Here is a 21,806-nt window from a genome sequence, read left to right on the forward strand (position 1 = left end):
TTATATAATTATTTTTATACATTCATAATAATTAACCAAAAAGCTCCCCAATTGTATACAAGTGGGGAGCTTTCCTTCATTCCTATTATAAACCTTCTGGGTTTAAAATGAGGACCACTCGTCCATCACCGAGAATCGTCGCACCAGAGAAATAGTTAGAACTCTCTGCAAAGAAGTCACCTAATGACTTTAAGACGATTTCTCTTTGACCGATAATTGTGTTTACAATAAGCCCATAGCTACGATGTGTATTACGAACAATTAACACAGGAACCATTTGACCATCATATGACGCAAACGCCTCATCTACTGTTTTTTCACCAAATACTGTACTTAAATGTTTCACTTCAATAATTTGGTTACGATAATTTAACACATCTTTTCCTTGTAAGGATTGGATGTCTTCTCTCTTAATTCGAATTGCTTCCACAATATTTCCAAGAGGTAAAGCATAACGCTTATCGTTCGTTTGAACAAGCATAGATTGAATAATAGACAAAGTTAACGGAAGTTCAATTCTGAATGTACTTCCCTTTCCTTCCTCAGAATCAATAATTAAATGTCCACCTAAACTATGAATCGTATGTTTTACAACATCTAATCCAACACCACGCCCAGAAAGATCCGATACAACTTCAGCTGTACTAAATCCTGGTTGGAATATAAGATCAAACACTTCACGATCTGTTAATCTATTCGCATCTGCTTCTGTTACAACACCATTTTTAATCGCTTTTTCTAATACTTTCCCTTTATTAATACCGTTTCCATCATCCGTAATTTGAATAACGACATGATTTCCACTATGAAACGCCTCTAATTTAATCGTTCCTGTCTCATTTTTACCTGCATCACGTCGTTTTTCAACAGTCTCAACACCGTGATCAATTGCATTTCGAATTAAATGAACAAGCGGATCACCGATTTCATCAATTACAATTTTATCAACTTCAGTAGTTTCTCCTGTAATTTGTAAATCGATTTTTTTACCTAAATCTTTCGCTAACATTCGTACCATACGTGGGAAACGATTGAAGACCGTTTCAATTGGAACCATGCGCATGTTTAAAAGTACATTTTGAATATCTTTTGAAATATCTCCTAATCGATTTAAATGCTCAATTAATTCCTTGTTTTGAATCGTTTGTGCCAATTCATCAATGCGCCCACGCTCAATTACACTTTCTTCAAACATATTCATTAATGTTTCGATTTTCTCTAATTGAACACGAATGGAGCGATTCTCCACTTTAGCATTTTTCGTTTTTACTGTGCTTTTAGCTGGTGTAGTATTAGCTGGTTGTTTCGGTGCTTCTACAGGTGATACAACCTGCGCAACTGCAGAAGATTGTATCATTTTCTCTATTTGCACAGCTTCTTGTGATGTATGTCCTTGCTTCACTTCTACTTTCTCAATTTCAGAAATATGAAGCACTACTTGTTTCAATTCTTCTACATTATAATCAGTATCCATAAATACTGTGAACTCAAATCCGAAAGCATCCGCTTCAATTTCTTCAATACTCGGAACAGTTTTTTGTATATTACCTACATTTTGCAATGCTTCCATACACATAATGGCACGTACTGCTTTTAAAATAGCTTGCTGTTCTACCGTTATATGTACTTCATGCGAAACTCCACCATCGTTACCTATATGATCTTGCTCTATATGTTGTGTAGGCGTTACTACATTACCGTGCAATAATGCTTCTAATTTCTGTTTAGTAGAAACTACATCAATATTACCCATTCCGCCTTGTTGTACATCTGCAACCATCTTCTCTAAATTATCAATGCACTCAAAAATCACATCAATAATATCCGCATTGACCACGATATTCCCATGACGGATTTCATCTAACACATTTTCCATCTTATGCGTTAAATCCGCCATTTCCGCAAATTCCATACTTGCAGACATACCTTTAAATGTATGGGCTGAGCGGAATATTTCTCCTACAACATCCATATCAGCTGGATTTTGTTCTAAAGTTAGCACATTTTCATTTAGCGATTGTAAATGTTCTTCTGATTCCTCAAAAAATATATTCAATAGATCTGTTTGCATTTTAATCCCCTACCTGTCTAACAAACATTTCATTTATGTATAACAATTTAGTGTTTTAAAACGAGAAAAAAGGGGGCCACACGTGTATCCTCTATCACTGTTTTGATTCCTTGTGGCACCCCTTTTATATTAGCTATTTGCTACTTTTGTTAAAGCTTCGATAACACGATCCGCTTGGAATGGTTTTACAATAAAGTCTTTCGCCCCACCCTTAATTGCATCTAATACCATACCTTGTTGTCCCATTGCCGAACAAATAACAACCTTTGCACTTGAATCAATTTTAATGATTTCTTTTAATGCTTCAAGTCCGTCCATTTCTGGCATAGTAATATCTAATGTTACAATATCAGGTTGAAGTTCTTTATACTTTTGAATTGCTTCTACTCCATTCTCCGCCTCACCGATAATTTCAAATTCAGAATTACTTTTTAATAAGTTTTTAATCATCGTTCGCATGAACATCGCATCGTCTACAACTAAAATTTTATGTGCCATTCTTTTTGATTCTCTCCTTCTATGTATAAATATATCTTAATATTTCACCTTATCATTCTCACTCATTATACAAAATAAAATGATAAAATTTAATATTTTTTTAAAAGAATTTTCGTATTTTTATTATTTTATTATTAAAATAACAATATACTATTCTTTTATATAAATAACAACGCGACGATTTTTCTCCCAGTTTTGCGGTGAATCATTTGGTACAACTGGCTTTGTGTCTGCATATCCTACCGCAGCTAACCTCTTATCGTCCACATTATACACTTCGATTAAGTGGTGAATCATATTAGCTGCTCGTGCTGAAGATAATTCCCAGTTAGAAGGGAATTTCTCATTATGAATAGGTCTACTATCTGTATGTCCTTCCACAACGATTGGATTTGGTACTGATTGGAAAAATCCGACTAATTGACTCATTATCTCTTTTGCTTCTGGTTTAACGTTCGCATCACCCGTATCAAATATTAAATTATCTACGATAACGACACTTACCCCTGTATCTTCTCGATATACATTCACTTGACTAATACCGTTATTATCTACATATGCTTTTAACTTTTTATATAATTCATCCATTCTCTTTTTTGAGATCATTTTTTCATCATTTTTTTCATGTGTTATATCTGGTATTGTATTTTCCATTACTTTTGCATCTACTTGCTCCGCATCGCTAAACTTTTCAAGCATCTTTGACAATTTTACTGCATCCTGCTTTGATGTAGCAACTAGTAATACAAAGAAAGTTAATAATAACATCGTTAAATCTGTAAAAGTCGTCATCCAACGAGGCGATCCCTTTTGCGGTCGTTTTATCATCATACCACTCCTTGAAATATTAGGCTGCTCGTTTTTCTTTTTTTATCTTTGTTTCGTACACATACGTATCAAGTTTCAACTTTAATTTAGAAGGAATTTGCCCACGATACAATTCTGAAATTGCTTCAATTACAAACTTCTTCTCTGTATATAAATCCTCAATACCACGATACACCTTTTCCGCAAGAGGTATTGCAATCATATTCGCAAGTACTGATCCATATAATGTCGTTAGCATCGCCACTGCCATTCCTGTACCAATTTGTGATGTATCTTGCAAATTTTGAAGCATAATGATAAGACCAATTAAAGTCCCTATCATACCCCAAGCTGGAGCGAAATCACCAATTTTATCTAATAATGTTGCCCCTTTTCTTAGCTCATACACTTCTGTTTCTATATCTTTCATTAACACTTCTTTTAATTCATCTTCATCGTAGCCACTTAACATTAAACGAATCCCCTTTTGAATAAAAGGGTTGTCTACTTGTTCTCCATCAACTTCTAAAGAAAGCAAACCGTTCTTTTTAGACTTTTTCGAAAAATCAACGAACAAATCCGTTAACTGTTCTAAATCTTCTTCTCTTCTATGTAAAACAGTAAAAATACTTTTCGTATATTTTTTTATTTCTCCAAATCGATACGCCACAACAATTGTCGCTGCCGTTCCCCCTATGACAATTAAAATAGATGGAATATCTAAGAAGTTTTTAAAAGCTTTTATTCCACCGCCACTAAGTACGATCGCCGCTATTACAATAGCGAAGCCTACTATAATGCCCATTGGACTAGAAATATCAAACTTCCTTTTTTTTCTTTCTGGTCTAGCAAATACTTGTTTTTCGTCTCCCATATTCCTGCCCTTTCCTTTTCATTTTTATAAAACATTTTTTTATTTTAATAATGCGTTTTCACATATAACGTTCATTATACGCTTATCATCTATTTATCGCAATATACTCATAAAATTGACACATTTCATTTCCATATTAGAATTATGGTATGGAAATAAGAGGAGGATCACGATGGAACATAACATTTTACAAGTCATTGCATTAGCAGAAAAACTAAAATACGAAATGCGACATAGCTGGCTTTCTAACGGACGCCAAGAAAGTGTTGCCGAACATACATGGCGCATGTCTCTAATGGCCATTTTAGTTGAGCCTTATTTAGATCAAAAAGTAAATATTGAAAAATTACTTAAAATGGTTATTATTCACGACCTAGTCGAAGCTGAAGCTGGCGATATCCCTGCTTTTGATACAATGAATAGTCACGAATTACAATTACAAAAACAAAAAAATGAACTTGAAGCAATTTTAAATATTAAACAAACATTAACAGGTTCTCTCGGTGAGGAATTATATGATTTATGGATGGAGTTTGAAGCGAAAGAAACGTACGAAGCAAAAGTTGCTAATGCGCTTGATAAATTGGAAGTAAAAATTCAGCATAACGAGGCTGACATTAATACGTGGCTACCAATTGAACATAAAATGACATTCCAAGTCGCAAAACATACAAACTTTGACTCTTTCCTATCTAAATTACAAAAACTTATTGAACAAGATGGAGAAAAGAAGTTATTAGCTGCTGGCATTGACGTTGAAGCTTGTAAGAAATAATGAAATAAGACACTCTACTAGAGTGTCTTATTTCATTATTGTTGATACTGCCTGCTTGTAAATCAGCTGTTGCTTTCCATCTACTAACATTAAAACTGTAAATTTGTCTACGCCAGCAACTTCTCCGACTATTCTCACACCACTCTTTAAGAAAACTGTAACAGTACCTTTTTCTTCTTTTATTTGCTTATAAAGCTCATCTTGTAAATGTTCCAATAACGTTTCTCCCCTTTCTTTCGTTTAATATCTTAATATAAAAAACTATAAATTATTCATTTATGGACCTTATCTTTTACATTCATAAACTTATTAATTAGTATATCTAAATCTCGGCTAAATAACAAAACTTTATCATGATCCAATCCGTGTCTCGCAACAAGTTGAATTAACTCTTTCTTTTTGTTTTCTATTTTATTTTGTAATCGTCCCATCTCCATCTCTAAACTAAAACTCCCTTTTCCCATAATATTACTTGTAAAATTATAGTACATATTCCCTCATAAAAAAATATAAAAATGGTTTTTTTTACAATTTTTACGTTTTTAACATACTCTTAATCCGTAAACGCTTTATTTAGTAAGATTTCCCGCACATGTAATATAGAAAAACCTGAATCACACAGACATTTGTCTAATTCAAATACAGACTGGCTCCTTTTCCACATGAAAAACATATTGTATATAGTAGTCCATGAATTATATAGATTAATTTACAAAAAGGAGGAAAACACATGAGCTATGGTGGTAGTTGTGCTGGTTTCGGCGGTGGATTTGCTTTGCTTATCGTACTATTCATCCTTCTAATCATTATCGGATGTAGCTGCTGGGGTGGCGGCGGATACGGATATTAATCATCCTATCCTTACTAAATGAACTAAAAACTATACGAAAACAGCTCATATTTGAGCTGTTTTTTCATACTTTCGTATGAATTTATATCCCTCTTATTTCTGATTTGATCTAACAAAATATCGTTTACTATGAAATAAGAAACATTTTTACTAAGGGGGATTACAATGATTAAAGGTCTTTATGAGGCACATTTACCCGTCCGTAACTTAGAAGTATCAATACCTTTTTATGAATCACTAGGGCTAAAATTATATACAAGAGGTGACGATATTGCTTTCTTTTGGATTAAAGAAAATGAGAGTTGGCTCGGACTTTGGGAAGGAACAGAATACAAAGTTACTTATCACCCATCTTTGCGACATATTGCCTTCCAAGTAAGCTTGCTTGATTTAGAAAATGCAATACATTGGCTAAGTCAAAAAGGAATTTCAGCAAGAAAAGACTTTGGAATGGAGCCAATTGAACCGATCGTTTTTCCAGAATTGGCACACGCCTCCGTATACTTTAACGATCCTGATGGAAATAGTTTAGAATTGATTGCACAATTACCTGTTGAACTTTCTGCAGCAGAGAACATGTATTTAAGTGAATGGAAAAGACAAGTTCAAGCATCATTAATACATAAGGATTAATCTTTTATGTCAGTTTCTTATTCCACACTGCTTAAAACAAATACAAACTTTAGAAAGCTGTTTTATGGCCAAACATTAAGTGTACTGGGAGATTGGTTTCATACTGTAGCTTTATTAACATTCGTTTATAGCGTAACAGAATCTCCGTTTATTATCGCACTAACTTTTATGAGTAAAGGGTTACCTCAACTTCTTCTTAGTCCTTTTATTGGAGGGTTTGTGGATCGATTTCCAACAAAGAAGATTATGATTTCCACCGATGTTTTAAGAGGAGTTATTGTACTCACTTACTTATTAGCAACCTATAAGATTGAAATTATTTTCGTAGCTAATATATGTTTGTCGGTCCTCTCTTGCTTATTTGAGCCTGCTAAACAATCAACTTTAAAAATGATTATTAGGCAAAAACATTTAGTAACTGCAAATACACTTTCTAGTACAGTTAATGGCTTTATGTCAATTATGGGCGCCTCATTAGGTGGGATTATCGCCCAGGCTTTAAGTATAGAAATCGCTTTTATCATTAATAGCCTATCATACTTTGTTTCCGCTTTAATCATTTATAAGTTGAATATCCCTTCTCACAAAAAATTTAACATAAAAAAGTCATTTTTTGTGGATATAAAAGATGGATACACGTACATATTACAGAAAAAATTATATTAGCATTAATTCTTGTCGGAGTTTCATGGGGGATTATTGGTGGTGCTTATCAACTTCTTTTAACAATTTATGCCGAAAGGATCTTCCATGCTAATATTGGAATTTTATATACTGTTCAAGGATTAGGTCTTATTATTGGTAGTCTATTCGTTAATCTATATGTATGTAAAAATAAGGAGACAATGAAAAAAGCATTTGGCTTGGCGTACTTACTACAAGGATTTTTCTTTCTCGGATTCGTTCTATCCAACCAGCTTATTATCGGTATTATTACTTTACTCTGCATGCGTATCGTAGGGGGCATTATCGTCCCTTTAGACACAACCTTATTACAAATGTATACCGAAGAAAACATGATTGGTAAAGTTTTTTCCTTTCATTATTCCATATATGGTTCTCTCATTCAGCTATCTATGTTTATTACAGGCTGGCTTTTAGAAACCCTTTCTCCGCAAGTAATTGGTTGCCTGTTAGCTATATGTTGTATTTTTGTTAGTTTTATATGGCTTTTCTTATTTTATCGCGGGAAGCTTAGTGAAGATCCTACCGATACTATATAGCTCACTGCTAATTTTTATTTACTCTCATTTGTTATCGTTATATAACAATCAAATTAAATAAAATACAAGTCATTTCATGAAAAGGCCCTTTACTTGAACACCATTTGAGAGGAAATCAAATATTTATGTTAAAATAAAAGTAAGATTGTGAAAGATTGCACTTATTCTATAGGCTCCAAACAGCTACATTCGATTTTCGTAGTAATAAAATATGTATTGAATTTGATTAAATAGGAGGGCTATTTTGGAGATTATATTAATTTTCATATGTATAATATTGGTGGCTTCTGTTTTGCAAGCCAGTACAGGTTTTGGCTTTTCTATAATGGCAACACCTTTCTTACTCATGTTATTTCTACCGCAAGAAGCTATACAAATAAACATTATTTTATCATTAATTATTTCCATATCACTCATTTGGAAAATAAGAATGGACGTTGATTTTATTTTACTGAAACGGTTTATTTTTGGAAGTATAGCCGGTGTACCTTTTGGAATTTTAATCTTCATTTCCGTTAACATAAACACTTTTAAATTAACAATTAGCATCCTACTCTTACTATTAACATTATTGCTAATATGCAATGTTAAAGTTAGATCAACACCGTTTAGAGATTTCGTAGTTGGTGGATTATCAGGACTTTTAACGACGAGTATCGGTATGCCCGGACCTCCTTTGTTACTTTACTTTACAGGAACTGATACTGAAAAAGAGAAGTTGAGAGCAACTACTTTGGCTTTTTATCTGTTTATATATTTCATTAGTCTACTAACTCAAATACTCTTTACTGGAACGGACATAACAATTTGGAAATCAAGTTTTTATGCAATTCCAATTGTATTTTTAGGTTTGTTTATAGGTCAAATTATTTTCAAATGGCTTAATCAACAAGTTTTTAAAATATTTACATATATCCTTTTGAGCTGTACAGGTATTTATCTTCTTATTGATAGTTTGCATTTGTTATAGAAAATGCTTTAGATTGCGCAATAACAGCTTGGTTTAAATGAAATTATTGTTGTATTTTTAAGCTACAAAATCATCCGATAAAAAGCGGCTATTATGCCGCCTTTTACATTAAATATTTTATAAAGCAAAGACCTGAACTTACTATCACGAGTATATTAAAGAATAAGAAAAAACCTTTTTCGAAATCTGTATACTTTTCTACTTTTACTCCGCTTTTTTTCAACTCCATAATAATCATCGCAACTTCATGTGCATACGCAATACTTCCAAACTGTATATAATTGTTATTATATTTAATCTCAAAAACGTTTTTCATTTTTTATGTTGCGAAATAGATTGTATATCCTCTATTGGCACGCTATGTTCATTTGTCTTTTTAAAATAACAATCTAACCCTTTCATTATCACCCTTTTATTCGTTAAAACGATATAATAATAAAAGGTAGCTCCTGCGTATAATATATTTGGTATGACTTTACTATTTACCATACATCCTTCGTCTACTAACAGTTCCTTCTGAATTTCTTCATCAGCTTGTAATTCGTTGCGAATTGATTCTTCTAACATTTGTACAGTTAATTTTTTTAATAGTTCTCCATTTCTTACATAATACTTATCTATATTTATAGACTCATTCGCTTCTTTCTCTAAACGTGTAATTTCTTCTTCTGAATATTGGAGCTCATTTAACATCGATAATAATCTTTTATCCATATTACACACTCCCTTTCCACAGTTTTTGAAGTTTTTTCTTTCCACGAGAGATTCGATTGTATATATAGTCAGCCGTTACTTTTAATTCTTTTGCAATATCGTCAATGGAACATCCATCAATATACCTCTTTAAAAAGATATATCGATCCTTTGTATTTAAATCTTGTACGATTTCCATAATCTCTTCTTCTTGTTCTATTTCATACTTATCATGGATACCTGCATCTATTTCTACGTCTTTATCAATTTTATTCTCTTTATATACTTTCTTTTTATATTCCAATGCCTTTAATTTAGTAATACCAATCATCCAAGATTTTAAGTTGCCCTTTTCTATATCAAATTGTTCGATTTGAAACCAAATGATAGTAAATACATCATTATAACAATCATCCACATATTGTTTTTCAATAGGGGTACTTAATGATTTATGAATAATGTACAAAATTAATTTTCCATATTGATCAATCACTTCTTTCAAAGCATCTTGATCACGTTTTTTCATTGCTATAATTAAATCCTCTTCAGAATCGAAAATCATAAACATCATCCTTCCTCAGTTCCCCTTTAGCAGCTGCTTTTACTTACTATTGGCATTTCATTCTCATTTTCTATCACTTTTGTAAAAATTCATCAATTTTTTATTTCTATGTATATGATAACAAATAAAATACCTAAGTTCAGAAAGTAGTATCTACAATCTGAACTTAGGTATTAACAATTAATTTATTCACTTATACTAACGTTTCATCACAAAGCTCTGTTACATTTTTAAAGTATTGCAAGTTCTCCTTCGCTTCAGCTTCATTAAATAAATTGAGTTGCTTCATTATTTCAGTAGCAAATTCAACGTACGCAGATCCTACCGCTGTTATTATTTTTCCATCAACAGTTACATCTTTGTTTTGTTTATATTCCCATTCATGTAAATGTGCTAATTGTTTTTCATCTGATGTTAATGATGTTGAGAATCTCTTCTTATTCAGCACTCCTGCTGCATGTAATAAAGATGTTCCGGCACAAATACCCGCTATCCATTTATTTTGCTTATGTAATTTGTTCACAATAGATAACAATTGTTCATTTTCTAAATGATCAAAAATATGTCCGCCTGGTACGATAAACACTTCATAGTTCTCTATTTTAATTTGCTCAATAGAGGCATGTGGTTGACACAAAAAACCGCCTTCTCCTGTAACTGTTTTTCCGTCTACAGTTGCCGTTGTTATTTCAAATTCCTTACTTTTCAAAAACAAGCTCGCTATATTCACTTCAAATTCTGCAAATCCATCAAATAGAAATATTAAAGCTTTCTTCATTTTATCTCCTCCCTCTATAGCTATTCGAAAACTATCTCATTTCTCCTTTTAAAAAAGACAAACCCGCATCTCAGGTTTGTCTTTTTACTCATTTTTTATTTAACCCTTTCTCACTTAAAAACTCTTTCATATGCATTCTTTTCTCTTTGGACATAAATGAGCTCATTGATTCCGTCCATGTTATGTTTTTTTGATTTGATGATCTTTCTTTGTAATATGCGCTCATCGTTTCATCATATTTGTTTAATAATTCATCATATTTCTTTTCATCATATCCATTTTCATGAAGAATTGCTGCTACCGGTAAACGTGGTTTAACTCCATGTTCTTCATTTGGCACACCGACTGTCATTCCAAACACAGGATATACTTTATCCGGTAAATGAAGCAATTCACTCACTTCTTTCGGGTTATTACGAATACCACCAATATAACAAATACCGTATCCTAATGATTCCGCTGCTAGTGCTAAGTTTTGCGCAAAAAGTGAAGCATCTACCGTCGCAACGATAAAATCTTCCACTCCTTCATGCTTTATCTCTGTACCATGCTTTTCACACGCCATTTCAAGTCGCTTTAAGTCTGCACAACAAACAAAGAATGCTGCACACTCTTTCACGTGACGATTTCCGGATAGTTCTGCTAGTTTAGCCTTTAGGTCTTGATCGGTTACATATACAACAGAATAGGCCTGTACAAAATGCGAGGAAGCGGCATGCTGCGCAGCTTGAACCATTCTGTCTACTACATCTTTCGGAATGGATTCTTCTTTATATTTACGAACTGAAACGTGTTGCTCCATTTTATGTATGATCTCATTCATGAAAAACACTCCTTTTTTCTCTTCATAATGAAAAATTAACATATCTTTTTCAATATTCACAACTTATAAGCACAAAAAGAGCAATTCTTTTTGAATTGCTCTTTTTAAAATGTCTATCAATACGGTAAATGAAATTATACCAACGATTCCTTGCACTATATCAACGATTTTTCGAATATATCAACGATTCGACAAGAGATATCGATTTACCGACAAATAACGACAGGATTACACCAATTTATTTCTTGTCTTATTATGCTGCTTTCAAAACTTTAATACCTTTTACAATATTCCAAATGAAGTAGTAAATTCCTACAAGAATGAATACTGCATATGTGATAGTCATCCCAATTCCCGCGCCATCAGATTGATCGAAGCCTAAACCGTATACACCTGATACTGCTAATCCAGCAAATAAGATTGCGTACGGAAAAACATGTGACCAAAATGCTTTTTTCGCGTGATATTTCACTTCATCTTCCGCAACGAAGTACACGATAATTGGTAGTAAAAATGGCGCAAAAAAGATACTAAAGTAACATAGTGAAGATAGAATATTATTTCCGTTCATCCGATTCACCTCTAAATAGTTTTTGTTATCTTTATTATGTCAGGAATCCATTCTAGAAACTATCGCTTTACCTTTCACTAAGATGACAGTTTTGTAAGATTTTCCTCAAAATAAATCCCGCCTCGAATTTCGGGCGGGATCACTTTCACTATATTCGATTCATAAACCAATATTGCGTAATCGCTAAATATTCTCGGACATTTGATGAAATGATAATGGGCTTCGGTGTTTTGGCAGGAAGCCCTTCTAATTGCAAACCTTGTTTTGCTGCTATTTTTTTCGCTCTAAACATATGGAAATCGTTCGTTACGATCATACCTTTTTTCATATTGGCTGGAATTAACGGTTTTGAGAATGTAATATTCTCATCTGTACTCGTTGATTTATCCTCCATTATAATACGGTCTTCTGCAATATTTTGTTTCATTAATCCTTGTTTCATCGCTAATGCTTCTGAAATATCTTCACCTTTTCCTTGTCCGCCAGATACGATAGCGATTGTTTTCTCATGTGATTTTAAATATTCAGCTGCTTTATCAATACGATATTGTAATGAGTACGATGGTTTCGTCCCATTTACTTTCGAGCCTAATACAATGATATAATCAGCATCGTCGGTAGCTTTCATATGCCCATGCTTATAAATGTTATATTGTAAAAAAACCGCGTACACAGCGCAAACCGTTATAATTGCTATAATATACTTAATTATTTTCTTCTTTCTCATATCCATATACTCCTATGTTCTTTGCTTCTTTCATCATAATATCCATTTATTCGTTTGTATACAGACAAATTCCAAATAACCCTTATTTATCCTCTAAAAGGTAATATTTCTATTATTTTTGGGAATAGTAAGTACAACTTCGCACGAAGGAGTGTCCCTATTGCTTCTCTTTTTATGTAACGTATCATTCTTTTTTATTTTATTTTTACTATCGCTTAAGTTACTCGGTAAATCCGCATTAGCACAACTAACTCCTCATGATTTTGGGGCTATTATTTTTTTATCTTATTTAGCTTTTCAAGCCATACCAGTCGCTGGTGCTTTACAAGCATTTCTCGGTATGGTCGTTATTACATGTTTGCACTTACTTCTTACAAAATTAAGCTTACTCAACAAACTAAATCGTTTCATTCTCGGACACCCCATTATTTTAATTAAACATGGTGATATTATTTTTGAGAACTTACAAAAAAGTAGATATCCCATACCCGAATTGCTTTCTAACCTTCGCGTCGCCGGATATCCAAGTGTTCATGAAATTGAATACGCTATTTTAGAAGCGAATGGAGCCATTAGCATTTTACCAAAGCGAGAACTTGTACCATTGACTCCAAAGGATATGAATATACATGTTAAGTATGCCGGATTACCAATCGCCCTTATTGTCGATTCTCAAATTCAATACGATAACTTAAAGTTGATCCATAAAGACGAAAAGTGGTTATATAAAGAGTTAAAAGAAAAAGGCATCACAAATATTAAAAATGTGGCTTTTGCGTCTGTTCAAGAAACGGATGGGTCTTTTGCGATTAGTTTAAAAGAATGAAAAAATCCCCTTACTTGCTCAAGGGGATTTTCTTCATTATATTGCTTCTTTCTTTCCTGCCATATGTAACGGAACAGGATGTTTCATACGATTCATCGTAAATACGATAATTGCTGTCAATACTTCCGCAACCGGCATAACGAGCCAAATTCCGTTTATTCCAAATAAATTTGGCATAATCCATAACAACGGAATAATAAATAGTAACCCTCGGCTCATTATAATAAGTACTGATTTCTTCGTTTGTCGCACTGATTGGAAGTACTCTCCATACACAATGTTGTAGCCTAAAAATACGTATTGGATAAAGAACAAGCTAATACCTGTTAACGTTAACTCCAATAGTTCTGGCGATTGGACATCAAATAGACCAATGATATATTTCCCGAAGAATAATCCGACAATTATCGCAATGCCTCCGAGTACAACCGCAATCTTCACAGCAAACTGTAATCCTTCACGCAATCTTTCTGATAAATTTGCACCGTAATGGAAACTTGCGATTGGTTGTAATGCTGCTCCAACACCAAAGAATAATAATAATGCCATCGCATGAATACTATTCACCATTGCATAGGAAGCGACTCCTACTTCTCCTGCATATTGAACGAATGCGATGTTAAAACCAATCGTTACGATTGCTACTGTACTTTCTGCTGTAAAACTTGGGAAACCAATCACCATTATTTGTTTAACCGTATCCCATTCAAAATGGAATTTCGTCCACTTTAAAATACTACTCTTTCTAAAGAAGTGAGTTAATAATACAAGGAAACCAATTGCTGCCGAAAGAATAGTAGCTGAAGCAGCACCTGTTACACCCCATCCAAAGATGAAAATAAAGATATAGTCAAACACTATGTTTAATACAGCCGTTACAACAAGACCTGCCATTGCTAAATTAGGATTTCCATCATTTCGTATAAATGTACTTAAAATATTTTCTAACACGTATATCATTCCAAATGTTAATAACACGTGTAAATAGTCTAACGCATACGGTAAAATCACTTCATTTGCACCGAATAAGTATGCTAAATCTTCTATTCTCCATACGCAAATAGCCGCTAAAACGCCTACGATAATAACTGCTACAGTCATAGATTGCGTAAAAATAGACCTTGCTCTTTCAAGTTTATTTTCGCCTAGTGCAATCGAATATAATGTTGCTCCGCCCATTCCAATCCATAATGAAATGGAGAAGAAAATCGAAAATGCTGGAATAGCGACGTTTACTCCCGCTAAACCGTTCGCTCCAACTCCCCTACTAATCATGACCGCGTCAATCACAATATTAACTGACATTAATACCATTCCGAGAACTGCCGGTATTAAATATGAAATAAATAAACTTTTTATCGGTTTTTCTCTTAATTTTTCTGTTGCTTCCATACTAATATGCTCCTTTTTTCAACGCTCTGTTCACAGTTTAAACCTTCAAGTAACTTGAAGGTCAAGAGAGAATTTAAAAATAGGTAACTTAATTATCGTCATTGATGCCGATTTGTAATTAGTACGAGTCTTACACCTTATTTCATTGTTTTTTCATTATAGGGATTTGAATTTCCGTTACTTGCTCCTCTGGATTTTCTGTTACAGACCAATCAATTAATGCAATCTCAATCGAATCTCCGCTCACTTCATATCCCTCTTGAGAGATGTATTTCATTAACTCCTTGTATGTTTCATCTGTTTCTTCATATGGTCCATGATGATAAGCACACGCAAATATACCTGCTTTAATTTCATCCGAACTATGTACTTGAAAAGGCATATAATCCAAAAGAATAAAAACACTATTGTATGATTGAAATTCATTTTGAATTAATGCTTTTTTGGCAACCGTTACACCGATATCTCCAGAGAATAAGCTATTATCTATTTGTTTCATATTTTTCTGCAACGAATGGATATAATACTCAAACATATCATCTGTTGTATTTGGTGCAACCGCAATCGCTGTAATCTTTCGCTGCGGGATTTCTTTAACTATGATTTTTTCACCTTTTACTTTCGTCGCTTCCTTAATTACATAAATTCTATGTTCCATTTTTGCTAAAGCATACTCAATTTCTCTTTGCTTCTTTAACATCATTTCTTGTTGCTTTTCAAGTAAATTAAGCGCATAAGATGGGTTCCGCTCATCAATATATTTCTTAATTTCCTTTAACGGAATATTTAACTGTCGTAAAAATTTAATCGTATCTAACAGTGAAAACTGATCAATTGTGTAATAACGATAATTCGTTTGCGGATCGACAATAGACGGGTGAAAAATTCCTTTTTCATCATAATACCTTAATGTAGATTCTGCGATATTATGCATTTTTGCCATTTCTCCAATTGTAAAGCGTTTGTTTATTAACATATTCCATTCTCCAATTCATTAAAAATGTTTCCTTATTTCTTCTTATTATATATTGATTCCCTCCATACCTAAATCGAATCTCATCATGAAAATCTGCTATTTTTTCATTGATTTTTTATAAATTTTATTATATATTGATTACAGGTTCAAATTACAAGTTCAAAAGAACTTGTAATCAGACCCTTTGTTTAATGGGTTTTACATATTTTCATTAGGCAAATTCCGAGAAATCGTTTAATAAAAATACAAAGTGATAAGGAGAGGATCAAATGGAATTCGAATTTTTCTTTCAAATTGCACTTATTTTATTAAGTACAAAGCTTGCTGGTGACCTTAGTGTTAGATTAGGTCAACCTTCTGTACTCGGTAAATTAATTGTCGGTATCGTTATCGGTCCAGCTGTATTAGGTTGGATTGAAAACTCAGAACTTCTAACACAATTAAGTAATGTTGGTGTTATTCTTTTAATGTTTATGGCTGGACTTGAAACAGACTTAGAAGAATTAAATGCAAATCGTAACTCTTCTTTAGCAGTTGCACTCGGAGGTATCATTCTTCCATTCATAGGTGGTTATGTTTCCGGTCTTGTTATGGGAATGGAACAAGGGAACGCTGTATTTTTAGGATTACTTCTATGTGCGACAAGTGTTAGTATTTCCGTTCAAACACTTCGCGATTTAGGTAAGATGAAAACACGTGAAAGTACAACGATGCTTGGAGCAGCTGTATTTGATGACATTCTTGTTGTTATTTTATTAGCATTCGCAATGAGCTTCTTAGGTACAGACGATGTTAACTTAACAATGGTTATCTTGAAGAAGGTCGTATTCTTCGCTTCTATTATTTTAATCGGATGGAAAGGTGTTCCAGCGATTATGCGTTGGTTATCACCACTACGCGTATCTGAGTCTATCGTGAGCGCGGCTCTTATTATCTGTTTCTCATTCGCATATTTCGGCGAATTATTAGGAATTGCTGGTATTATCGGTGCTTTCGCAGCTGGTATCGCAATTTCTCAAACGAACTACAAACATGAAGTAGAAAAGAAAGTAGAACCGATTGCTTACGCAATGTTCGTTCCAGTATTCTTTGTTAGTATCGGTATGAATATTACATTTGATGGTATTGGTAATCAAATTTGGTTCATCTTAGCATTAACAGTTATCGCTGTCTTCACAAAACTAATCGGTTGTGGATTTGGTGCACGCATGACTGGATTTGATGCAAAGTCTTCTGCAATTATCGGTGCTGGAATGGTTTCACGTGGTGAAGTTGCACTTATCATCGCAGGAACAGGTCTTTCTTCTGGATTATTAGCACAAGATTACTTTACAGCTATCGTTATTGTCGTTATTTTAACTACAATGATTACACCACCAATGTTAAAATACACTTTTGGTGCCAAAGATAAAGCAATGAAAGCAAGTAAATAAGTTTACTATAATAAAAGGAGATTACTATTTTATAAAATAGTAATCTCCTTTTTCATTTTCCCTTTAAACAATCTCATTCGTCTTTAACCATTTTTCAAAAATAGTCCTAGCTTCATTTCCTCCACTTTCTTATAAAAATCGTCTACCTCATAGTGCGGAATATAAGCATCCCAAACTGGTTCCTTTATTCTTTTGTACGCTGTCACTTCTAAATCATATCCATCTTCATAATATCCGATGTGATAATGTTGACTAGGGTCATATTTCTCCATTCATATCCCCTCCCTTTAAAAAACTACCATATTTCACGTAATAAACAAAAGCGAGCCTTATATTACAGCTCACTTTTGTTCTTTTATTTGATTAAATACGCTCCATCGCTGTCTTCAACGTACCAACAACGAAAGCAATTTCTTCATTTGAAATAACAAGAGGCGGCGCTAATGTTAAAACATTATTATACCCTGCTGTTGTCATACCGTTTCGTCCTATAATTAAACCTTTTTCTTTACAAGCATTTACAACAGTCGCGATTTTGTCGTTATCAATCGGTTCTTTCGTCTCTTTATCATTTACAAGTTCAATTCCTACTAATAGACCTTTCCCTCTAATATTTCCAACTAGCGGATGTTCCCCGATTTCTTCTTTTAATTGCTCTAATAAAAGTGAGCCCATTTGTGCAGAGCGTCCAATTAAATCTTCATTTTCCATAATCTCTAAGTTTTTAAGTGCTAATGCACAAGCCGCCGGGTTTCCACCAAATGTATTAATATGGCGGAAAAATTCATATTCCCCAGTTCCTTTAAATGCTTCATAAATTTCTTTTTTCACAGCTGTTGCTGATAATGGTAAGTATGCACTCGTAATACCTTTCGCCATCGTAATGATATCAGGCTTAACATCATAGTTCATAAATCCAAATGCTTTTCCTGTACGCCCGAAACCACAAATCACTTCATCACTAATGAGTAGCGCACCGTGTTTTTGACATGTTTCATGAACAGCTTTCATATAGTCTTGTGGTGGCATTAAAATACCTCCGCCTGTAATGATCGGCTCCATAATAAATGCGGCTATCGTTTCACTTAATTCCCATGTCATAACACGATCTACTTCTTTCACACACTCTACATCATAAATATTTTGTGATTCCATTTCTGGCATACGATAACAATCTGGCGGTGTTACGTGTAAAAATCCTGAGGCAAAAGGCTCATATTGATATCTACGCTGCGCTTGTCCCGTCGCTGCCATTGTCGCCATTGTATTTCCATGATATCCTCGGTAACGTGACATAAATTTATAACGATGTGGTTCACCTTTATGTGCATAGTATTGCCTTACTATTTTAAAAGCTGTTTCATTCGCTTCTGACCCACTATTTGAGAAGAAAATAACATATTCTCCTCCAAGCCACTCATTTAACTTTTCAGCAAGCTTTATTGCTGGCTCATGTGACTGCGACATCGGAAAGTACGATAATGTTTGTAATTGTTCATAAGCCGCTTCTGCGAGTTCTTTTCTTCCGTACCCACTATTCACACACCAAAGACCACTCATACCATCTAAATATCTTTTTCCATGTATATCTTCAACCCAGCACCCTTCTGCTTTTGCCCCTACCATTGTACTACTTGGACTAAATGGACGCATGCCGTGCCAAACATATTGCTCATCTTTTGCTAATAATTCGTCAGTTTGTTTCGTTTTCATCATTTCTTCCACCTTCCATAACAACTTATTTTTCACAAAAGCTGCGCTGGTGCCATGATGATTTAAATTTCTTCTTGCTTATTTTCATTCCACAAAATTATGACAAATCCTACTTACAACACAGTAATATTTATCCCGCATTAACGGGTAGTAAAACTCCCACCCCAAAATTCAGCTGGAGCAAAGAAGTTAGGTGGGAGATTAACTGCCCGTAAAAGCCCGATTGGTGCGGGCTAATAATCAGTGAGTATGCCCCCCTACTGATTAAAGTTTCACTTTATAAGAAAATGACAAAAGAAAAAGAGCTTTTCTTTTAATACGAAAAGCTCCTCTTTTTTAATGTGAAGATGCGTCGCTAATACCATGACCAGTATTCGATTTCACAAGAATTTCATCAAACTTCGCTACATCTTCTTTCTTACTAGAGAAAATAGTTCCTAAATATGCTGCTAGGAAACCAAGCGGAATCGAAATAATGCCAGGTGTCGTATATGGGAATAAGGCTTCTCCAACAAAAATAGCTTTTCCAGCTACAGGGTTCCAGACGTTTGGACTTAACGCTACAAGAACAATTGCTGATACGAGTCCAACGACCATACCAGAAATGGCACCCGTTGTATTAAAACGCTTCCAATAGATTGTAAATAATATAACTGGTAAGTTTGCACTAGCCGCGACTGCAAATGCTAATGAAACTAAAAATGCTACGTTTAAGGTTTGCGCAAATAACGCAAGTATAATAGATACTACAGCTACTCCAATCGAAGCATAACGAGCCATTGACACTTGCTCTTTTTCCGTAGACTTTCCTTTACGGATAATCTCGTTATAAAAATCATGCGCAAATGCTGATGCTGCTGTTAATACAAGTCCTGCTACTACAGCTAAAATGGTTGCAAAGGCAATGGCTGATACGAAAGCAAATAAGAAGTCCCCCCCTAATGCTTTAGCTAATAAAGGTGCTGCCATATTACCAGCAGGATTTGCTTTAATAATCGCCTCATTTCCTACAAACGCTGCTGCTCCAAACCCTAAGAAAATTGTCATAATATAAAATGCGCCAATTAGCCATGTCGCATACACAACAGATTGACGTGCCGTTTTTGCATCTCGCACTGTAAAAAAGCGCACAAGAATATGTGGTAATCCAGCTGTACCAAGTACTAGTCCTAAATTTAAAGAAAGTGTATCAAGACCATCTTTATACTTTACTCCTGGATTTAAAAACGAATCTTTTAATGGCGTAGCTGTTTTCATTTGAGCAAACATTTCAGTCACACTAAAATTAAATTTTGCAAAAACGATAACAGAAATAATAAATGTACCAGCCATTAGTAATACAGCTTTAACAATCTGTACCCAACTCGTAGCAGTCATACCACCAAAAATAACGTACACTGTCATTAATGTGCCAACGATTAAAACTGCTGTCGTATATTCTATTCCTAATAATAATTTAATAAGTGCACCCGCACCGACTAATTGGGCAATCATATAAAAAATTGAAATTGTCATCGTATTCAGGGCAGCAATACCGCGAACTTTTTTCGCATCAAAACGCGCTGCAATCATATCCGCCAATGTGTACTTCCCTAAATTTCTAAGCGGTTCTGCAACTAGGTATAATACGACTAAATACGCAACTAAAAATCCAATACTATAAAAAAATCCATCAAATCCAGTTAACGCTATCGCTCCAGCAATACCGAGGAATGACGCAGCAGACATATAATCCCCAGCGATGGCCAGACCATTTTGCCAACCCGTTAATCCCCCTCCAGCCGTATAAAACTCACTCGCATTTTTCGTTTTTTTCGATGCAAAATAGGTTATGACGAGCGTACCAAGAACAATAATTAAAAATAGTGCAAACGCAGTAGTATTCAAATTCAACTCCTCCCTTTTTGCATATCTTGTAGAATTTTCCGCGAAATTTCATCAAAGGATTGAGCTTTCTTACTATAAATCATACATAATGACCATGTCATAATAAATTGCGCAAAAGCAAATACCCATGCCCATGTCACATCACCGAATGCTGGTGTATTAAGCACTTTCGAATACGATGTTAAAATAGGTAGCGCAATAAAAAAACTGAAAAAGAAAATACTCATTGGAACGATAAACTTCTTCTTCGTATTTAATAACAATTGAAATTCTTTTGACTGAACAACCTCTGTATAATTCACTTCATTTTGCAACTTACGTGCTGACGTATCATCTCGTTTCATCCCCTACTCCCCTCTCCAACTCGAAATACACTTCCCCTTCGTATACACAAAGGTTAAATTTTATAAATATTCAGAAACTTATTTTCATTTTAGACAATCCATACATTCCTGCAAAGATTTTTCGGTAGACATTTTTCGTCAATTTTCTCTAAATTTTTAATATACTTTTTCACAATAAAGTGCAACTTAAATCCGTATGGGTTTCGTACACCCCACACCGATTATTAGCCCGATTCTAACAAATACCCGTATACATTTTTTCCTCGTTAAGAAAGAAGTGGTGCTTATCGCACCACTTCTTTCCAGAGTGTTGGGAAACCCTTTAGGGTTCCCAACATTCTGCAATCCTTTTTAATTTTAGTAAATGAAAACAATATAAA

The 21,806-nt window shown here is 34.0% G+C and carries 22 protein-coding genes and 3 pseudogenes; 7 read left to right on the top strand and 18 right to left on the bottom strand.

Annotated features, from left to right (window positions below; translation table 11 throughout):
• Positions 1–85: 85 nt before the first annotated feature.
• The 4 genes from JDS92_RS18490 to JDS92_RS18505 form a co-directional block, all read right to left on the bottom strand.
• Complete coding sequence (locus JDS92_RS18490) at positions 86–2,071, bottom strand: chemotaxis protein CheA (protein WP_199632301.1); 1,986 nt, start codon at positions 2,069–2,071, stop codon at positions 86–88.
• Positions 2,072–2,200: 129 nt separating this feature from the next.
• Positions 2,201–2,569 carry a response regulator gene (locus JDS92_RS18495; protein ID WP_000940571.1) on the bottom strand — a complete coding sequence of 123 codons (369 nt, stop codon included), beginning with the start codon at positions 2,567–2,569 and terminating at the stop codon, positions 2,201–2,203.
• Positions 2,570–2,719: 150 nt separating this feature from the next.
• A complete protein-coding gene (locus JDS92_RS18500; protein ID WP_000596044.1) occupies positions 2,720–3,397 on the bottom strand; it encodes an OmpA family protein in 678 nt (225 codons plus the stop codon).
• A 19-nt stretch (positions 3,398–3,416) separates the two neighbouring features.
• Positions 3,417–4,250 carry a flagellar motor protein MotP gene (locus JDS92_RS18505; RefSeq protein ID WP_000502107.1) on the bottom strand — a complete coding sequence of 278 codons (834 nt, stop codon included), beginning with the start codon at positions 4,248–4,250 and terminating at the stop codon, positions 3,417–3,419.
• 172 nt (positions 4,251–4,422) lie between these two features.
• Here JDS92_RS18505 and JDS92_RS18510 point away from each other — a divergent pair, with 172 nt between their 5' ends.
• Positions 4,423–5,025 carry an HD domain-containing protein gene (locus JDS92_RS18510; RefSeq protein WP_097957098.1) on the top strand — a complete coding sequence of 201 codons (603 nt, stop codon included), beginning with the start codon at positions 4,423–4,425 and terminating at the stop codon, positions 5,023–5,025.
• Positions 5,026–5,052: 27 nt separating this feature from the next.
• On the opposite strand, the gene hfq is transcribed toward JDS92_RS18510, so the two are convergent.
• Positions 5,053–5,241 carry an RNA chaperone Hfq gene (gene hfq / locus JDS92_RS18515; RefSeq protein ID WP_000400654.1) on the bottom strand — a complete coding sequence of 63 codons (189 nt, stop codon included), beginning with the start codon at positions 5,239–5,241 and terminating at the stop codon, positions 5,053–5,055.
• Between the two features lie 56 nt (positions 5,242–5,297).
• Positions 5,298–5,516: an aspartyl-phosphate phosphatase Spo0E family protein gene (locus JDS92_RS18520; protein ID WP_000291696.1), complete on the bottom strand. Its 219-nt coding sequence runs from the start codon at positions 5,514–5,516 to the stop codon at positions 5,298–5,300.
• Between the two features lie 239 nt (positions 5,517–5,755).
• On the opposite strand from JDS92_RS18520, the gene JDS92_RS18525 reads away from it, so the two are divergent.
• The 4 genes and pseudogenes from JDS92_RS18525 to JDS92_RS18540 all read left to right on the top strand — a co-directional run bounded on the left by JDS92_RS18525 (position 5,756) and on the right by JDS92_RS18540 (position 8,701).
• Positions 5,756–5,875 carry a YjcZ family sporulation protein gene (locus JDS92_RS18525; protein ID WP_000120179.1) on the top strand — a complete coding sequence of 40 codons (120 nt, stop codon included), beginning with the start codon at positions 5,756–5,758 and terminating at the stop codon, positions 5,873–5,875.
• Positions 5,876–6,040: 165 nt separating this feature from the next.
• A complete protein-coding gene (locus JDS92_RS18530) occupies positions 6,041–6,508 on the top strand; it encodes a VOC family protein (RefSeq protein WP_199632302.1) in 468 nt (155 codons plus the stop codon).
• 6 nt (positions 6,509–6,514) lie between these two features.
• Positions 6,515–7,731: pseudogene (locus JDS92_RS18535) on the top strand (MFS transporter).
• Between the two features lie 244 nt (positions 7,732–7,975).
• Positions 7,976–8,701 carry a sulfite exporter TauE/SafE family protein gene (locus JDS92_RS18540; protein WP_199632303.1) on the top strand — a complete coding sequence of 242 codons (726 nt, stop codon included), beginning with the start codon at positions 7,976–7,978 and terminating at the stop codon, positions 8,699–8,701.
• A gap of 103 nt (positions 8,702–8,804) precedes the next feature.
• On the opposite strand, the pseudogene JDS92_RS18545 reads toward JDS92_RS18540, so the two are convergent.
• The 6 genes and pseudogenes from JDS92_RS18545 to JDS92_RS18570 all read right to left on the bottom strand — a co-directional run bounded on the left by JDS92_RS18545 (position 8,805) and on the right by JDS92_RS18570 (position 12,855).
• Positions 8,805–9,415, bottom strand: a pseudogene (locus JDS92_RS18545) (PH domain-containing protein).
• A gap of 1 nt (position 9,416) precedes the next feature.
• Positions 9,417–9,962: a sigma-70 family RNA polymerase sigma factor gene (locus JDS92_RS18550; protein WP_199632311.1), complete on the bottom strand. Its 546-nt coding sequence runs from the start codon at positions 9,960–9,962 to the stop codon at positions 9,417–9,419.
• Positions 9,963–10,149: 187 nt separating this feature from the next.
• Positions 10,150–10,734, bottom strand: a complete 585-nt coding sequence (locus tag JDS92_RS18555) for a type 1 glutamine amidotransferase family protein (protein WP_000709455.1) — start codon at positions 10,732–10,734, stop codon at positions 10,150–10,152.
• Between the two features lie 88 nt (positions 10,735–10,822).
• Entirely contained in the window at positions 10,823–11,557 is a 735-nt protein-coding gene (gene nfsA, locus JDS92_RS18560) for an oxygen-insensitive NADPH nitroreductase (protein ID WP_199632304.1), read from the bottom strand.
• 253 nt (positions 11,558–11,810) lie between these two features.
• Complete coding sequence (locus JDS92_RS18565; protein WP_199632305.1) at positions 11,811–12,128, bottom strand: magnetosome magnetite crystal formation protein family; 318 nt, start codon at positions 12,126–12,128, stop codon at positions 11,811–11,813.
• Positions 12,129–12,276: 148 nt separating this feature from the next.
• On the bottom strand, positions 12,277–12,855 hold the full coding sequence (locus JDS92_RS18570; protein WP_001227662.1) for a YdcF family protein: 579 nt from the start codon (positions 12,853–12,855) through the stop codon (positions 12,277–12,279).
• Between the two features lie 160 nt (positions 12,856–13,015).
• Here JDS92_RS18570 and JDS92_RS18575 point away from each other — a divergent pair, with 160 nt between their 5' ends.
• Positions 13,016–13,681, top strand: a complete 666-nt coding sequence (locus tag JDS92_RS18575; protein ID WP_000923918.1) for a DUF421 domain-containing protein — start codon at positions 13,016–13,018, stop codon at positions 13,679–13,681.
• A gap of 36 nt (positions 13,682–13,717) precedes the next feature.
• Here JDS92_RS18575 and JDS92_RS18580 read toward each other — a convergent pair whose 3' ends face one another.
• Both JDS92_RS18580 and JDS92_RS18585 read right to left on the bottom strand, forming a co-directional pair.
• Entirely contained in the window at positions 13,718–15,073 is a 1,356-nt protein-coding gene (locus JDS92_RS18580) for an MATE family efflux transporter (protein WP_199632306.1), read from the bottom strand.
• Between the two features lie 142 nt (positions 15,074–15,215).
• A complete protein-coding gene (locus JDS92_RS18585; protein WP_199632307.1) occupies positions 15,216–16,049 on the bottom strand; it encodes a MerR family transcriptional regulator in 834 nt (277 codons plus the stop codon).
• A gap of 269 nt (positions 16,050–16,318) precedes the next feature.
• Here JDS92_RS18585 and JDS92_RS18590 point away from each other — a divergent pair, with 269 nt between their 5' ends.
• Complete coding sequence (locus JDS92_RS18590; protein WP_199632308.1) at positions 16,319–17,482, top strand: cation:proton antiporter; 1,164 nt, start codon at positions 16,319–16,321, stop codon at positions 17,480–17,482.
• Positions 17,483–17,577: 95 nt separating this feature from the next.
• Here JDS92_RS18590 and JDS92_RS18595 read toward each other — a convergent pair.
• From JDS92_RS18595 to JDS92_RS18610, 4 genes and pseudogenes are all read right to left on the bottom strand, one after another.
• Positions 17,578–17,754, bottom strand: a pseudogene (locus JDS92_RS18595) (DUF3986 family protein); the annotation flags it as partial.
• 91 nt (positions 17,755–17,845) lie between these two features.
• Positions 17,846–19,195, bottom strand: coding sequence for an aspartate aminotransferase family protein (locus JDS92_RS18600; protein WP_199632309.1), 1,350 nt, complete (start codon positions 19,193–19,195; stop codon positions 17,846–17,848).
• Positions 19,196–19,531: 336 nt separating this feature from the next.
• Positions 19,532–21,082, bottom strand: coding sequence for a solute symporter family protein (locus tag JDS92_RS18605; protein ID WP_001098226.1), 1,551 nt, complete (start codon positions 21,080–21,082; stop codon positions 19,532–19,534).
• A 2-nt stretch (positions 21,083–21,084) separates the two neighbouring features.
• Positions 21,085–21,426, bottom strand: coding sequence for a DUF485 domain-containing protein (locus JDS92_RS18610; protein WP_199632310.1), 342 nt, complete (start codon positions 21,424–21,426; stop codon positions 21,085–21,087).
• Positions 21,427–21,806: the final 380 nt, after the last annotated feature.

It is taken from the genome of Bacillus cereus group sp. N12, assembly GCF_016483575.1.
Lineage (GTDB): Bacteria > Bacillota > Bacilli > Bacillales > Bacillaceae_G > Bacillus_A > Bacillus_A toyonensis.